The sequence below is a fragment of the Aquamicrobium sp. YD-1-mutant5 genome (assembly GCF_059509755.1).
In genome coordinates, this window is sequence record NZ_JCAKKP010000007.1 from 123,334 (window position 1) to 137,931 (window position 14,598).

16 protein-coding genes are annotated in these 14,598 nt (G+C 62.8%); 6 read left to right on the top strand and 10 right to left on the bottom strand.

Annotated features, from left to right (window positions below; genetic code table 11):
• Positions 1-88: 88 nt before the first annotated feature.
• From AC5XE7_RS12530 to AC5XE7_RS12555, 6 genes are all read left to right on the top strand, one after another.
• Positions 89-538, top strand: coding sequence for an NUDIX hydrolase (locus AC5XE7_RS12530; RefSeq protein ID WP_495366277.1), 450 nt, complete (start codon positions 89-91; stop codon positions 536-538).
• Entirely contained in the window at positions 535-912 is a 378-nt protein-coding gene (locus AC5XE7_RS12535; RefSeq protein ID WP_495366278.1) for a TIGR02301 family protein, read from the top strand. The genes AC5XE7_RS12530 and AC5XE7_RS12535 overlap by 4 nt, the downstream gene beginning before the upstream one ends.
• 138 nt (positions 913-1,050) lie before the next feature.
• Positions 1,051-1,308: a hypothetical protein gene (locus AC5XE7_RS12540; RefSeq protein WP_183828878.1), complete on the top strand. Its 258-nt coding sequence runs from the start codon at positions 1,051-1,053 to the stop codon at positions 1,306-1,308.
• Between the two features lie 148 nt (positions 1,309-1,456).
• Positions 1,457-2,248, top strand: a complete 792-nt coding sequence (locus tag AC5XE7_RS12545; protein WP_495366279.1) for a hypothetical protein — start codon at positions 1,457-1,459, stop codon at positions 2,246-2,248.
• Positions 2,249-2,369: 121 nt separating this feature from the next.
• On the top strand, positions 2,370-3,239 hold the full coding sequence (gene ygfZ / locus AC5XE7_RS12550) for a CAF17-like 4Fe-4S cluster assembly/insertion protein YgfZ (RefSeq protein WP_495366280.1): 870 nt from the start codon (positions 2,370-2,372) through the stop codon (positions 3,237-3,239).
• On the top strand, positions 3,236-3,874 hold the full coding sequence (locus AC5XE7_RS12555; RefSeq protein ID WP_495366301.1) for an HD domain-containing protein: 639 nt from the start codon (positions 3,236-3,238) through the stop codon (positions 3,872-3,874). Before ygfZ ends, AC5XE7_RS12555 begins: the two co-directional genes overlap by 4 nt.
• Here the strand turns inward: AC5XE7_RS12555 and AC5XE7_RS12560 are convergent.
• The 10 genes from AC5XE7_RS12560 to rpoZ all read right to left on the bottom strand — a co-directional run bounded on the left by AC5XE7_RS12560 (position 3,851) and on the right by rpoZ (position 14,356).
• Positions 3,851-4,510, bottom strand: a complete 660-nt coding sequence (locus AC5XE7_RS12560; RefSeq protein WP_495366281.1) for a glutathione S-transferase family protein — start codon at positions 4,508-4,510, stop codon at positions 3,851-3,853. The genes AC5XE7_RS12555 and AC5XE7_RS12560 overlap by 24 nt on opposite strands.
• 4 nt (positions 4,511-4,514) lie before the next feature.
• Complete coding sequence (locus tag AC5XE7_RS12565; RefSeq protein ID WP_495366282.1) at positions 4,515-7,214, bottom strand: DUF2339 domain-containing protein; 2,700 nt, start codon at positions 7,212-7,214, stop codon at positions 4,515-4,517.
• A gap of 53 nt (positions 7,215-7,267) precedes the next feature.
• A complete protein-coding gene (gene recO / locus AC5XE7_RS12570) occupies positions 7,268-8,029 on the bottom strand; it encodes a DNA repair protein RecO (RefSeq protein WP_495366283.1) in 762 nt (253 codons plus the stop codon).
• A 46-nt stretch (positions 8,030-8,075) separates the two neighbouring features.
• Positions 8,076-8,990, bottom strand: a complete 915-nt coding sequence (gene era / locus AC5XE7_RS12575) for a GTPase Era (RefSeq protein ID WP_495366284.1) — start codon at positions 8,988-8,990, stop codon at positions 8,076-8,078.
• Positions 8,987-9,712 (bottom strand): ribonuclease III, encoded by a 726-nt coding sequence (gene rnc, locus AC5XE7_RS12580; RefSeq protein WP_495366285.1) that lies wholly within the window; start codon positions 9,710-9,712, stop codon positions 8,987-8,989. The genes era and rnc overlap by 4 nt, the downstream gene beginning before the upstream one ends.
• 4 nt (positions 9,713-9,716) lie before the next feature.
• Positions 9,717-10,466, bottom strand: a complete 750-nt coding sequence (gene lepB, locus AC5XE7_RS12585; protein ID WP_239800982.1) for a signal peptidase I — start codon at positions 10,464-10,466, stop codon at positions 9,717-9,719.
• Positions 10,467-10,566: 100 nt separating this feature from the next.
• Positions 10,567-11,004, bottom strand: coding sequence for a holo-ACP synthase (gene acpS / locus AC5XE7_RS12590; protein WP_495366286.1), 438 nt, complete (start codon positions 11,002-11,004; stop codon positions 10,567-10,569).
• A 6-nt stretch (positions 11,005-11,010) separates the two neighbouring features.
• The gene (pyrE, locus tag AC5XE7_RS12595; protein WP_239798389.1) at positions 11,011-11,589 is read right to left on the bottom strand and encodes an orotate phosphoribosyltransferase; all 579 of its coding nucleotides are present in this window, start codon (positions 11,587-11,589) and stop codon (positions 11,011-11,013) included.
• Between the two features lie 39 nt (positions 11,590-11,628).
• Positions 11,629-13,854: a RelA/SpoT family protein gene (locus tag AC5XE7_RS12600; RefSeq protein WP_239798388.1), complete on the bottom strand. Its 2,226-nt coding sequence runs from the start codon at positions 13,852-13,854 to the stop codon at positions 11,629-11,631.
• Between the two features lie 109 nt (positions 13,855-13,963).
• Positions 13,964-14,356: a DNA-directed RNA polymerase subunit omega gene (gene rpoZ, locus AC5XE7_RS12605; RefSeq protein ID WP_239798387.1), complete on the bottom strand. Its 393-nt coding sequence runs from the start codon at positions 14,354-14,356 to the stop codon at positions 13,964-13,966.
• Positions 14,357-14,598 lie beyond the last annotated feature (242 nt).

Consider the following 14,598-nt stretch of genomic DNA (forward strand, 5'->3'; position numbering starts at 1 on the left):
TCAGGGCGCGTGCAACCGCTAAAGCAGCCACAGGCGCTCCTTCCACAAGAACAGTTCGGCGCAGCTGCAACATGATGACATTGGCAAGATGACGACATTGCCGGAAATCCCAGCCGTATCCGTCGCGCTCATGCGCGGCGACACTGTGCTGCTGGTGAAGCGCGGCCGGGCGCCCTCTCAGGGTCTTTATGCCTTTCCGGGCGGCAAGCAGGAGCCGGGCGAGACGCCGGAAGAAGCTGCGCGCCGCGAGCTGGTGGAAGAAACAGCGCTGGAGGGAACCGGCTACAGGCCGGTGCGCACCATCTTCATCGACGGCGCTTCCGACAACCATCCGGTCGACTATCGTCTGACCGTGTTCGCGGCCGCCTATGCGGGTGGCGAAGCGGTGGCGGGCGACGATGCCGCAAGTGCCGCCTTCTATTCGCTGGACGACATGCGCGCCCTGCCGCTGGCCGCTTCGGTGATGGAAGTGGCCGAGGAACTGCTCGCCGGAATCAGGCCGGTGCGCGACATATTGTCCGGCGAGGCAGCATCATGAAACGCCTTGTCCATTCCGTTGCCGTCTGCCTTTCCATGTCGTGCATGCTGGCGGCCACGCCTGCCCCCGCTGCGGAAGCCCCTTTCGAGCCCGGTCTCATGCGCCTTGCCGAAATATTCGGCTCGCTGCATTTCCTGCGCAATCTGTGCGGTGAGGACGGTTCGGAGTGGCGCAACAGCATGGAAAAGCTGCTCGAATCGGAAAATCCCGATCCGGAGCGGCGCGCGCGCTTCATCGCATCCTTCAACCGGGGCTATCGCAGCTTCGGCGAAACCTACAAAAGCTGCACGCCTTCGGCCACGGCGGCCATCAATCGGTACATGAAGGAAGGTGAGGCGTTGACCCGGGACATCGCCTCGCGCTACGGCAATTAGGAAACCATTAACTTTTCCGGCAAAGCGCCCGCACAAATCCGGGAAGGCATGCTAGAAGTCTTAATGGGACATTAAAGGGACGTTTCAACTTTGATCCTAATTTGAAGGATCGTTGCTTGAACAGGGTGAGTGTTGCGTATGGAACACAGTATCAGTGACATCGACGCCATCGTCAGGGAAGAAAAACGCCTGACCGCCGTCGAAAGCCATAACGAAGCCTGGGCCGAAGGCCTTTCGGCCGGTATCGAGCCTGAGATCATCGCCGAGGCCGCGCTGGAGACTGCATTTTGCGAGATGCTGCGCGCCAATGGCGAGAAGGCGGCGCTGAGCATGCTGGACCGGATGCGCGAAAAGGTGATCGGCGGCGCTTTCGAGCCGCATCGCATGCGTCACTGATACCGCTTCCGAATCGTATCGGGCCAGAGCCCGCTCCATACGCTTCCCCACAGCTTCTTTATCTGCAAGTCTTATCCCGAAGCCGATACGGACTTTGACGCAACTGGCGCGGTGGGGCATCATCCGGCTGGACATGGAGATGCGGACCTTGAAACTTCGACTTTCCGGCAAGACCTCTGTGCTCAGGCTTGCCGTATGCGCTCTGGGCCTTTCAGTGCTGACCACCACGGCACTTGTAGCAACGATCCCATCGGCCTCTGCACTCAGCGAGATCAAGCGCGAAGAACTGCCTCCGCCTCTTTCCGCACCAGCCGGTTCGGACGACTCATCGCCCGCGACGGTCCCGATCCCCGATCCCATCCACACCTCCCAGCCGCCGTCCGGCGACGCGGAGAAGCCGGGTGACGCGCAATCGCCCTCACAGGATGGCGAAGATGACGAAGGGCAGGCCGAAAATACCGGAGACACCCCCCTGCCGGAGATCATCTACGATCTTCAGCGCCTGCCTGAACCTGTCCGGCGCATGCACGGCCTCATTCTCGAAGCCTGCAAGACCGGCGACATCAACAGGCTGAGGCCGCTGGTCGGCACCGGGGACAGTGGCACACAGCTTTCCCTCACCGAAGTCGAAGGCGATCCGATCGAATTCCTGAAGGGGCTGTCGGGAGACAGCGAGGGCCAGGAAATTCTGGCGATCATGGAAGAGGTGCTGAGCGCCGGCTTCGTGCACACGGAAGCCGGCACGCCGCAGGAACTCTATGTCTGGCCCTATTTCTTCGCCGTGCCGCTCGAAAAGCTGGATCCGCGCCAGCGGGTCGAGCTGTTCAAGATCGTCACCGCCGGCGACTACGAGGACATGCAGCAGTTCGGGGCCTACATCTTCTATCGCCTCGGCATCACGCCGGAGGGACGCTGGGCGTTCTTCGTGGCCGGCGACTGAAGCGGGAGGAAACTCCCGGCGGCTCCGGAATGGCAGTAGCGGCTGTGCCCCGACTTGCGGGCGCGCGACGGGAGGACTACCTAGAGGCGATCCTTTGCAGACTCAAGGCTCGTTTCCGTCCATGCCCATCGCCCGTCTTGAAGATCGCGCCGTCATCACCGTCGCCGGCCCCGAAGCAGAGCATTTCCTGCAGAACATCCTCACCGTCGATGTCGAGTCCCTTGCGGATGGCGAGGTCAAACCCGGCGCGCTGCTGACGCCACAGGGCAAGATCTTGTTCGATTTCCTGATCTCGCGCGCAGGGCCGGATGCGTTCCGGCTCGAATGCCGGGCAGATGTTGCCGCCGACCTCCATCGCCGGCTGCTGATGTACAAGCTGCGCACCAAGGCTGAAATTTCCAAACCGGAACAAGCGGTTGTAACTGTCGCATGGCAAAATGATTCAGCATCTTCAGAGACTGATTCAACATCACTGCGCGATGCACGTTTTCCGCAAGGCGATGTCGTGCGCATTTATGGCGCGGAGCAAGGCTCCGGGGACGGCGGCGATCTTGCCGCATGGCATGCGTTGCGCATCGCCGGCGGAGTGGCGGAAAGCGGCGCAGACTTCCAGCTCGGTGACGCCTTCCCGCATGACGTGCTGCTCGATCAGATGAGCGGTGTCGGCTTTGGCAAGGGCTGCTATGTGGGGCAGGAAGTGGTGTCGCGCATGCAGCATCGCGGCACGGCGCGGCGGCGCGTCCTGCTCGTTTCGGCCGATGCCCCCCTGCCCGCACCCGGCACGGAGCTTACCGTGGAAGGCAAGCCTGTCGGCGCGCTGGGTTCCGTATCCGGCAAGCAGGGTCTGGCAATTGCCCGGATCGACCGGGTGAAGAGCGCCATCGACAACGGCAGGGAAATCCTCGCCGATGGCATCCCGGTCACGCTTGCCATACCCGGCTGGGCGAAATTCACCTTCCCGGAAGGCGCGACTGCTGCGGAGAACGGCTGATGGCCGACCGCGCCGGAGCACCAGCGCGTGCCTGGCAGCGCATGCTGTCCGGCCGCCGGCTCGACCTGCTCGACCCTTCTCCGCTCGATATCGAGATTTCGGACATAGCGCACGGACTGGCGCGGGTGGCACGCTGGAACGGCCAGACCATCGGTTCTCACGCCTTTTCGGTGGCCCAGCACTCATTGCTGGTCGAGGCGATCTTCTGCGCTCAGGCCAGGACACCTTCGCCCGAGGCCCGGCTTGCGGCCCTGCTGCATGATGCGCCCGAATATGTGATCGGTGATATGATTTCGCCCTTCAAGTCTGTGGTCGGCGGCGGCTACAAGGAATGCGAGCACCGGCTTCAACGCGCGATCCACCTGCGCTTTTCGCTGCCGGCCGTTCTGTCAGCCGGCCTTGTCAGGGATATCAAGCGCGCCGATCAGGTGGCCGCCTATTTCGAGGCGACGCTGCTTGCCGGCTTTTCGACGGCGGAGGCAGCCCAGTTCTTCGGGCGGCCACGCGGGATCAGCGCCGACAGGTTCGACGTGACGCCACGATCCGTCACCTTCGCGCAGGAAGCATTCCTGAAACGCTTCAGCACGCTGGAAAAGCTGCGCGGAAACGGCTCAGTCGCGGTCAGGCGCGCCTAGCGGGAAGAAGGCGCGGTAGGGGCGCGCCTCGTCTATGGCGCGGGCAAAGGACGGACGTTTGTTCAGCCGCTGGCGATAGGCGCGTACATTCGCGAACTGATCCGGGATCGGATGCGACCAGTCCGCGTAGAACAGCGCAGGTGCGGCCGCACAGTCGGCAAGGCTGAAGCCGTCACCGGCGGCCCACTGCCGGCCGGCCATGTGGCCGTCCAGCCAGCCATAGGCCTTTTCCAGCATACGCTTTGCATCTTCCACGCCCTTCGGGTCGCGCTCGCCGGGCGCGCGCAGCACGTCGAGGACCAGCTTCTGCTGCGGCGTGGAAATGTAGTTGTCGAAGAAGCGGTCCATGAAGCGAACCTCTACGGCAAGCTTCGGATCCTCCGGTATGAGCCGCACCGGGCCGGAGTGAAAAGCCTGCAGATGCTCGATGATGATGGTGGCCTCATGTATGGGCTTGCCTTCATCCATGAGCATCGGAAACTTCGCCACCGGCCACAGCGATTGCAGTCTTTCCATCGCCGAAGGGTTTTCCGGCGACAGCATCACATAGTCGAACGCAGTTCCATTTTCGTAGAGTGCAATGAGCGCCTTCTGACAGAAGGAGGAAAACGGATGGGCATAGAGTTCGAGAGCCATTGCTTCAGACCTCGCTGCGCCCCGCTGCCGCCGAGCGCGTCAGCAGACGCTGATAGAACAGGCCGATGCCGATCAGCACCCCGCCAAGTCCGATGAAGGACAGGGCCCGCAGCACACCTTCCAGTTCGGACATATCGAACAGGAATACCTTGAGCACCGCAATCGAAATCAGCGCGGCCGATGCGATGCGCAGCACCTGCGAGCCGAAGCGCACGCCGGCGACCAGCAGAACCACGCCCATTGCCAGCCACAGTGCCGAATAGGAATAGGTTTCCACCTGCTCCATGCCGCTCCACCAGGCAATGTACTCGCCCTTGAACAGGCGACGCACCGACAGGGTGGCATAGGCGAAGGCAAGCAGCGCGCCGAGCAGCGCCAGCATCGCCGAGTACCATTTGGGGCGCTTGCCGCGCGCATACCAGGCCAGCGCGAAGGCCGCAACGGCCGGCAGGAGATAGGCGAGAAACAGGAGGTTGAACACCGGAATGCGCCCGGTCGACTCGTCGGTGACCAGCGGGTTGAGGGCAATGAAATGCTGGCCGCAGATGAACAGCGCCGACACCACGCCGGCCGCCAGCGATCCGACACGCAGGACGGAACTCGGCGAACGCATGTCGAGCGAGATGAGAATGCCGCCGGCGCCAAGCGCGATCAGCGTGTAGATCGCCTGTTCAGCAAGTGTCGGCGCGCCGGAGGAGATCACCCCATCATGCATGGCGTGGCGCACCAGCATGGCCACAGTCAGCAGCGCGAACAGCGCGGAGCCGGCCTCCATGATCAGGCGTGGACGCCCGGCGGTGGTGCGGGCAAGCTGCCAGGCAGCAAAGCCGAATGCCAGAGCAGGCACGCCATAGCCGGGCAGCAGCCAGTTGAACACCGGCGTGCGCGACAGGAACTCAGTTCCCACGATGGTCGGATCGAACGCCACGCGGGCGAGCGCGGTGACGAGGGCCGCTGCGGAAAGCCAGCCCAGCACCGGATAAGAACGGTGACGTGTGGCCAGAGCCGGGATCACGGCAAAAGCACCGGCCAGCACCGTGGTCATGCCGGAACCGAAGCCCATGTGGAGGAACAGCAGCGCAGCCGCCGTTGCTCCCGCAAGCGCACAGGAGACCGCCGCGCCGCCGGTCAGCGGCGGCCGTTCGGCGCGCGCCAGCCATTCTCCGGCAGCCACGAAGCCAAGGCACAGAAGCAAGGCCACGCCAGCACGCAGGTAATCCTGATCGATGTTGCCGAATGTCACCCACGACGACACAAGAAGCATCAGCGGCACAGTCACGGCCCAGAAAACCCATGTGGCGGACAACCATGGCGATCGCAGCAGATGGCGGCGCGCGGCAACAAAACCAGCCGCGAGGAACAGCAGTCCGAGGAACAGGCTGACCGGCAGGGTAAAGCCGCCCCGCACCATGCGCGCCACCCCGTCGATCATGACCGGGCCTGCGGACCATCCGGCATAGAGGTCGAAGACCGGCATCATCTGAATGGAAGCAAGCACGGTGACGATACCGGCGGCATGAAGGGTCGCGACGGATGCAGGACGCCAGAACGCGGCCACGACCATCATCGCCACGATGAATGCCGGTTGCCATGGGCTGGCACTGGCAAGAACAAACATGAAAAGAGAGGTCACGCCGGCAAAGAAGGCCGGGATGATGGACACCAGGTCCGCCCTGTCGTCTTCGTCCGCCGGCCCGGAAAGCCAGATGAAGACCAGAACGGCAAGGACCACGGCGCTGAACACGGTGACGACCATGGGGGCCTGAACCGGGACGGTTCCAAGGTAGAGCAGCGTCCAGATGCCTGTGCCGACGCAAACCGCCGAGATGAGAAAGCGCCAGCGGCGCATGCGCGCGATGATGGCGGCCGCAACCAGAACGATTGCCAGATAGCCGAACAGCGCCCAGGCGTTGGGTGACTGGCTGGACACCAGAGCAGGCGTCGCCAGCGCGCCGAACAGGCCGATGCCGGCGAGCGCCTGTCCGTGGACGAGCGCCGCGACTATGGTTGCGACCGCGATAATTCCCAGCAGGAAGAAGGCGCTTGCCGCCCCGAGGAAGCCATAGACGGCATGGGCGGCAAAGAGCGCGCCGAACAGGGTGAATGCGCCGGCGGCAGTCAGTATCGCCGGTATGTAGGCAGCGGCAGCGCCGGCCACCGGCACCTTCCAGCCCCGGCGGCGCACGAATTCGCCCGCCGCGACGAGAAGCATGCCGAACAGGGCTGCCATGGTGAGGCGCACGCGGGGACCGAATATGCCGGCCTCGATGGTGTAGCGCACCAGGAACAGCCCGCCGAGCGCCAGTGCGACACCGCCGACCCAGACGGCCCAGCGCGTGCCGAGCGCAGTTTCTATGTCGCGTCTGGCCTTTTCTGGAACTGGCGACGCAGCGACGTCCTCAGCCTCTGCATTCGCCGCTACGGCTGTCTTTACCCACGGTCCATCGGCGTCTTCGATGGTATCGTCCGTTTCGGGAGGAACTGCCTCCCCTGCTTCAACCGGCTCTTCCACCGAAAGCGGTTCGGCAGGCCCCGAAACGGAAGGCGTACTGGCTGCCTCCACGGCGGCAACGACCGGCCGGGCACCTTGCTCATAAGACTTACGCAGTGCAACGAGGTCCGCCTCGAAGCGGTTCAGCCGCTTTTGCTGTCTCGCGGCGATTACGAAGAGAACGATGACGGCAATGATTGCAAGCTCGTACATGAGCGCCCCTTAGTTCGGTGAGAAGCCGCCACGGACGATATGCCGTGCGGATCTCATGCGGCTGTGCCTCCGTTCAGCGCCCTTGCGGCAGCGAAATGCCGGCGCAGCGCCGTCAGGAAACCGGCACGCGCATCTGGGGGCTCGATGCCGCGCGGTTCATAGACATGGCGGTTGAGGAAATAGGAGGAGAGACGAAACGCGTCTTCGAGAGCCGCCTCGTCGGCACGGCGGCCCGGGCCCTGTTCAAGAAAGGCAGGCAACGCCAGCATTCTGTCGTGCCAGGGCAGGCCCGCCTCGCGCGACACCGCGCGGCCGGATTTCGGAGAGACATAGACGAGTTCTGCGCGCGCGCCGGTGGCGGCGCATTCGCTGAGATCAAGGCCAAAGCCCAGTTCCTCCAGCACAAAAAGCTCGAAGCGTGCGAGAAGTTCGCCCGCGGCCTCGGGGTCGGCAAGATGCTCGACCATGACCATGAGCGCCTCGTAGAGCGTGCCATGGGAATCCCGCTCCGGCAGCAGGCGCAGATGCGCGGCGACAAGCTGGATCCCGTAGACGGCCACGGCGCTGTCCATCAGCCGCGCCGCATTCATTTCCAGCGCCTCTGCCTGAAATGTGCCCAGATGCTCGTCAAGCCGCGCCCGCCAGATCAGGTCGACGCGGTTGCCGGGCTGGAGAACCGGCTGCAACCGACGCGAACGCCCGCCGCGCACCATGCCCATGTGCCGGCCGTGCGTGCGCGTCATCACTTCGAGGATGACGCTGGTTTCGCCATGCCTGCGGGTTCCGAGAATGATTCCCTCGTCTCTCCATTCCATGGCGGGAGCTTTTCACCGCTTCGCAGGCGAAATCAAGCGCAGCCCGTCAATGCGGGAAATCCAGACCCATTTCACGGTAGCGCTCCGGGTCGTCGCCCCAGTTCTCGCGGACCTTCACGAACAGGAACAGATGCACCTTCTGATCGAGGATTTCGCCGATCTCCTTGCGCGAACTTTCGCCGATCGCGCGGATGGTTTCGCCCTTGTGACCGAGAACGATCTTCTTCTGGCTGTCGCGTTCGACATAGATCACCTGCTCGATGCGCACAGAGCCATCCTTCTTCTCCTCCCATCGCTCCGTCTCGACGTGAGAGGAATAGGGAAGCTCCTGATGCAGGCGCAGATAGAGCTTTTCGCGCGTGATCTCGGCGGCAAGCTGGCGCATCGGCAGATCCGAAATCTGGTCTTCCGGATAATACCACGGCCCGGCCGGCAGCTTTTCGGCCAGATAATCGAGCAGGTCCTCGCAACCGGAGCCAGTGAGCGCGGAAACCATGAAGGTGCGCTCGAAAGCGACACGCTCGTTGGCAGCGGAGGCCAGCGCCAGCAGGTTCTCCCGCTTGACGCGATCGACCTTGTTGAGCACCAGAATTTTCGGCTGGCGCACATCGGCCAGACGATCGAGCAGCGCATCGGCGTCGCCCTTGATGCCGCGTTCGGCATCAATCAGCACCAGCACGACATCGGCATCCTTCGCCCCGCCCCATGCGGTGGTGACCATGGCCGTATCCAGCCGGCGGCGCGGCTTGAAGATGCCGGGCGTGTCGATGAACACGATCTGCGCGGCATGATAGGTGGCGATGCCGCGCACCAGAGCGCGCGTCGTCTGCACCTTATGCGTGACGATGGATACCTTGGTGCCGACCAGCTGATTGACAAGCGTGGACTTGCCGGCATTCGGCGCGCCGATCAGCGCCACGAAACCGGAACGGGTGGCGGGCACATTCTCAGTTTCGCTCATGCTGCATGTCCTTCATCAGCCCACACTCCTTCACGCACCAGCAAGGCGGTTGCAGCCGCCTGCTCGGCTTCGCGCTTCGACCGGCCCCGTCCCTGCGCCGGGGCAAATTTTCCGACCGCGACGCTGACGGTGAACACCGGATCGTGATCCGGCCCCTCGCGACCTTCCACCTTGTAGGATGGCGTGGCCGATGCGGCCTGATGGGCCCATTCCTGCAATTCCGTCTTGGGGTCGCGCTTCGCTCTGGCCATGGCCTGAGACCGCGGCTTCCAATAGCGATGAATGAAGGCGCGCGCGGCCTCCAGCCCGCCATCGAGATAAAGAACGGCGATCAGCGATTCCAGCGCATCCGCGCGCAGATTGACGCGCTTGCGCTCGGCCAGATTGCGCACATCAGCGCCCGCCCGGATCAGCTCGGTGAGCCCGATTTCCTCGGCGATTTCGGAAAGCGCCTCGGCATTGACCAGCGCATTCAGACGCAGGGAAAGCTCGCCTTCCACGGCGTCAGGATAGGCGGCAAGCAGCATATCGGCCACCACCAGCCCCAGCACCCGGTCGCCAAGAAATTCAAAGCGCTCGTAATCGAGACCGGCATGGGCGCTGCGCGCGCTGGCATGGGTCAGCGCCCGTTGCAGGCGCTGCGGGTCGCGGAATGTGTGGCCGGTTCGCTCCCGAACCGCTTCGGCAAGCTGTTCGGCGCTCAACCTCTTCGGGGCGACCATGGAACTAGCGGATGAAGTCGAACAGGCGGCCGAAACGCACCTCGCTCGGCCACTTCCAGATTTCCAGCGGGCTGGCGCCCCCGGCAATCGAGAAGAAGATGATGTTGGCGCGGCCGACCAGATGGTCGTAGGGCACGAAGCCGACGCTGAAACGGCTGTCCGCGGAATTGTCGCGGTTGTCGCCCAGCATGAAATAATGGCCGTCGGGCACGATGAACTCGCGCGTATCGTCGCCGATACCGTTCGGCGTCAGATCCAGCGTGTCGTAGCTTACGCCATTTGGCAGCGTCTCGCGATAGACGTCGACCGGGCGGGAAACTTCGGTGATGTCGGGATTGTCGATCTGGCCGACCTTCTCGCGCGGCACCGCGACATCGTTGATAAACAGCTGGCCGCCACGCATCTGAACCTTGTCGCCCGGCAGACCGACGACGCGCTTGATGTAGTCGATGGAAGGGTTCGGCGGGAACTTGAAGACCAGCACATCGCCACGCTCCGGCTCCCCACCCCAGATGCGGCCCGAGAACAGGTTGGGCGAGAACGGCAGCGAATAGCGCGAATAGCCGTAGGACCACTTGGTGACGAAAAGATAGTCACCCTCCAGCAGCGTCGGGCGCATGGAACCGGACGGAATGGAGAACGGCTGGAACAGCAGCGTACGGATGACAAGCGCCAGAAGAAGCGCCTGGACGATGACGCTGAAGGTTTCGCCAAGTCCGCCCGATTTCTTCTGGGATTTATCCGCCACGCTCATGTCGTCCTCGTTCATGCGTTGGTTCTATAAGGGTTGAACGCGCCGGGAGCAACGCCCGGGTAAAACGCACACCAGCGCGTGAGGCACGATCAATGTGGCGTTATGGCGGCGAACCGTCCGCCCGGCCTTGCAGTCCCTGCCGAGCCGGCAATGCCTCGATGATCACGAAAGCCTGAGCAAGCGGATAATCGTCAGTGATGGTCAGATGAATGGCTGCCTCGTGTCCGGGCGGCAGCATCTTCGCCAATTGCACGGCCGCACCGCCGGTCAGCGCCATGGTGGGTTTGCCACCGGGCAGATTGACTACGCCCATGTCACGCCAGAACACGCCATGGGAAATGCCCGTGCCCAGCGCCTTGGCGCAGGCCTCCTTGGCGGCGAACCGCTTGGCGTAGGAGGCCGCGCGGCCGCGCCGTGCCTCGGAGCGGGCCTGCTCGATATCGGTGTACACACGCTGAATGAAGCGCTCGCCGAAACGTTCGAGCGACTTCTCCACCCGGCGGATATCGATCAGGTCGCTGCCGATGCCGATAATCATGGCGTATCAGATGTTGCGGCTGCCCGGCTTCACCGCGGGAATGGCGGCAAGCTCGGGCGGCAGCGCGTCCGCCGGATAGGCCGGCACCTCATATTCGGCCAGTGCGATCAGCGGCACGCCGACATCGGTCTTGCCGGCCGAACGATCGATGATGCATGCGGCGGCCACAACCTCGGCACCCAGATCGCGCAGACAGGTGATGGTCTCGCGGATCGACAGGCCGGTGGTGACGATGTCCTCCACGATGACGACGCGCGCACCCTTCTCCATCTCGAAGCGGCGCAGCCTGAACACGCCCTGCTCGCGCTCCACCCAGATGGCCGGCACGCCCAGATGGCGCGAGGTCTCGTAAGCCGGGATCAGCCCGCCGATCGCAGGCCCGACCACATAGTCGATCCTGCCATCAACCTCGGCGCGGATACGATCCGCCAGCGCCCTGCACAGCTTCTCGGTCTTGTCGGCATGCATGAACACGCGTGCCTTCTGCAGGAAGACGGGGCTTCTCAGGCCGGAGGTGAGAATGAAATGACCCTCCAGCACGGCGCCGGCGGAGCGGAAAACATCAAGCACTTCGGCAGTATTCATCTGGTCTCGAATTCCGTTTCAGACAGGTTGCTGCAGCGGTCAGCCATTCACCCGGCGCGCAGTGCTGACACTGCCATTCTCCTTGAGCTGCGATAGCAGCCGGTTCAGATGCTTCACGTCCCACACTTCGATGTCGATCAGCATCTCTGTGAAATCGGGTGCGGTGCGAACCATCGACAGCGTATGAATGTTGGCGTCGTTCGATGCAACCACCTGCGCGATATCGGCAAGCGAACCCGGCGCATTGATGGCCGTGACCGAGATGCGGGCGGGGAAACGCTCGCGGTTGTTCTCGTCGATATCCCAGCGCACGTCGATCCAGCGTTCGGGCTGATCGTCAAAGGCGGTCAGCGACGGCGACTGGATCGGGTAGATGGTGATGCCCGCTCCGGGCTGGATGATGCCGACGATGCGATCGCCGGGCACCGCGCCTTCCGGCGCAAAGGTCACCGGCAGATCGCCGCGCACGCCCCGGATCGGCAAGGCATCATCCTTTGGCTGGCTCTTGCCCTTGCGGGAAGAACGCCCCGGCATCTGGAAAATCATGCCGGCGGCGTTGCGGATGCGGGACCAGCCTTCCTCGCGCTGCTTCGGAACCGGCGTGGTGACACGCTCGTCCTTGTAGTCGGGGAACACCGCCTTGATGACATCGGCCGAGGACAGCTCGCCCCGCCCCACAGACGAGAGCACGTCTTCGATATCCTTGCGCGCCAGCCGCGGCAGCACCGGCTTCAGGCTTTCTTTGGTAAAAGGCTTGCCGGTGCGCTCGAAGGCGCGCTCGAGAATGCGCATGCCAAGGCCGGAATACTGTTTGCGAATGGCGTTCTTGGTCGCGCGGCGAATGGCGGAACGCGCCTTGCCAGTCACGACGATCGATTCCCACGCCGCCGGCGGAACCTGCGCCTTGGAGCGGATGATCTCGACCTCGTCTCCGTTCTTCAGCTCGGTCATCAGCGGCATGATGCGGCCATTGACCTTGGCGCCGACGCAGCTGTCGCCGACATCGGTATGCACCGCATAGGCGAAGTCGATAGGCGTCGCCCCGCGCGGCAGAGCGATGACCATGCCCTTTGGCGTGAAGCAGAACACCTGATCCTGAAACAGCTCCAGCTTGGTGTTCTCAAGGAAATCTTCGGGATTGTCGCCTTCCGAAAGCTGCTCGATAGTACGCCGCAGCCAGGCATAGGCGCTGGTTTCGCTGGAAACGTCCCTCCCTGCCCCGTTCTTCGAGGTTCCATCCTTGTAGATGGAGTGCGCGGCCACGCCGTACTCCGCCACTTCGTTCATGGAGAGTGTGCGGATCTGCAATTCGACACGCTGGCGCGACGGCCCCACGATCGTGGTGTGGATCGACTGGTAGCCGTTCTGCTTGGGCGTCGAGATGTAATCCTTGAAGCGGCCGGGCACCATCGACCATGTGGTGTGGATGGCACCCAGCGCCAGATAGCAATCCTCGATCTTGTCCACCACGACGCGGAAGCCGAATATGTCGGAGAGCTGCTCGAAGGACAGCGCCTTGGTTTCCATCTTGCGGAAGACGGACCACGGCTTCTTCTGACGGCTGGTGACGTCAGCTTTGATGTCATATTTCCCGAACAGTTCCGACAGCGCCTTTTCGATGTCGGACAGAACGCCTTTGGCCCGCTCCGAAATCTCGGCCAGCCGCTGGGTGACCATGCGGTGCGCTTCAGGATTGATGTAGCGGAAGGCCAGTTCTTCCAGCTCTTCGCGCATTTCCTGCATGCCCATGCGTCCGGCCAGCGGCGCATAGATCTCCATCGTTTCCTCGGCGATGCGCAGGCGCTTGTCCTCGCGCATATGGCCAAGGGTGCGCATGTTGTGGAGCCGGTCAGCCAGCTTGACCAGAAGAACGCGCACGTCCTCCGAAATAGCCAGCAGAAGCTTGCGCAGATTTTCCGCCTGCTCAGCCTTCTTGGAAACCAGATCGAGTTTCTTGAGCTTGGTCAGCCCCTCGACGAGCTTACCCATTTCGGGACCGAACAGTTCGTCGATCTCGGCGCGGGTGGCGGTCGTATCCTCGATCGTGTCATGCAGGAGAGCGACGGCAATGGTCGCCTCGTCAAGCCGCATGTCGGTGAGAATCGCCGCAACTTCGAGAGGATGCGAAAAGTAAGGATCGCCCGAAGCGCGCTTCTGGTGGCCATGCTTCTGCATGGCGTAGACATAGGCCTTGTTGAGCAGAGCCTCATTGACGTCCGGCTTGTAGCGCTGGACGCGCTCGACAAGCTCATACTGACGCATCATGGGCGCACTCTCGCAACAAAAAATAAAACATGCGCCGCGAACACCGCGACGCATGTCATAGATAGCTGCGAATAAGCGCCGGCGAAAGAGCCGGTCTCGCCTCTAAGGGTCAGAAATCGTCGCTTTTTTCCGGTGCGACAAGGCCTTCGATGCCGGCCAGCAGATCCTCTTCCGACATGCGGTCGAACGTGATGTTCTCTTCCGGCTCGTCGGTAGCCTCTGCAAGAAGCTCGCCCGTCTGAACTGCGACGGCCTCGGCCTCCGGCTCATCGACCTCGACATGCTTCTGAAGCGAGTGGATCAGATCTTCCTTGAGGTCACCCGGGGAAAGGGTTTCCTCGGCGATTTCGCGCAGCGCAACGACGGGATTCTTGTCGTTGTCGCGCGGAACGGTGATCTGCGCACCCTGGCTGATCAGGCGGGCACGATGACCGGCCAACAGGACCAGCTCAAAGCGGTTATCGACCTTGTCGATGCAATCTTCAACGGTGACGCGGGCCATTGGATGCCCCTTTCATGCGAAGGATTTGACGGAAAACAGGCGCGCTCATTAACCCGGATGCCGGAAAAACACAAGCCATGCCCTTGAACGCTGCAACGCAGGTGCCACAAACTTGTGAGCAATTTATACGGAAACAGCATTGGACTGCCACGAAGCTGACGCTATTTGGAGGAATAGCTCTTTTGGATGGGCAGGGGCTCGGGCGCATCGTTGAAAGATGCAGTCGATGCTTGTTTCATCTT

Excerpts from the sequence above, each read along its gene's own strand:
- AC5XE7_RS12530 (WP_495366277.1), top strand. The coding sequence starts at position 89 with ATGACGACATTGCCGGAAATCCCAGCCGTATCCGTCGCGCTCATGCGC.
- acpS (WP_495366286.1), bottom strand. The coding sequence starts at position 11,004 with ATGATTATCGGCATCGGCAGCGACCTGATCGATATCCGCCGGGTGGAG.
- rnc (WP_495366285.1), bottom strand. The coding sequence starts at position 9,712 with ATGGTCGCCCCGAAGAGGTTGAGCGCCGAACAGCTTGCCGAAGCGGTT.
- AC5XE7_RS12540 (WP_183828878.1), top strand. The coding sequence starts at position 1,051 with ATGGAACACAGTATCAGTGACATCGACGCCATCGTCAGGGAAGAAAAA.
- ygfZ (WP_495366280.1), top strand. The coding sequence starts at position 2,370 with ATGCCCATCGCCCGTCTTGAAGATCGCGCCGTCATCACCGTCGCCGGC.
- recO (WP_495366283.1), bottom strand. The coding sequence starts at position 8,029 with ATGGAATGGAGAGACGAGGGAATCATTCTCGGAACCCGCAGGCATGGC.
- AC5XE7_RS12560 (WP_495366281.1), bottom strand. The coding sequence starts at position 4,510 with ATGGCTCTCGAACTCTATGCCCATCCGTTTTCCTCCTTCTGTCAGAAG.
- rpoZ (WP_239798387.1), bottom strand. The coding sequence starts at position 14,356 with ATGGCCCGCGTCACCGTTGAAGATTGCATCGACAAGGTCGATAACCGC.
- pyrE (WP_239798389.1), bottom strand. The coding sequence starts at position 11,589 with ATGAATACTGCCGAAGTGCTTGATGTTTTCCGCTCCGCCGGCGCCGTG.
- AC5XE7_RS12600 (WP_239798388.1), bottom strand. The coding sequence starts at position 13,854 with ATGATGCGTCAGTATGAGCTTGTCGAGCGCGTCCAGCGCTACAAGCCG.
- era (WP_495366284.1), bottom strand. The coding sequence starts at position 8,990 with ATGAGCGAAACTGAGAATGTGCCCGCCACCCGTTCCGGTTTCGTGGCG.
- AC5XE7_RS12565 (WP_495366282.1), bottom strand. The coding sequence starts at position 7,214 with ATGTACGAGCTTGCAATCATTGCCGTCATCGTTCTCTTCGTAATCGCC.
- AC5XE7_RS12535 (WP_495366278.1), top strand. The coding sequence starts at position 535 with ATGAAACGCCTTGTCCATTCCGTTGCCGTCTGCCTTTCCATGTCGTGC.
- lepB (WP_239800982.1), bottom strand. The coding sequence starts at position 10,466 with ATGAGCGTGGCGGATAAATCCCAGAAGAAATCGGGCGGACTTGGCGAA.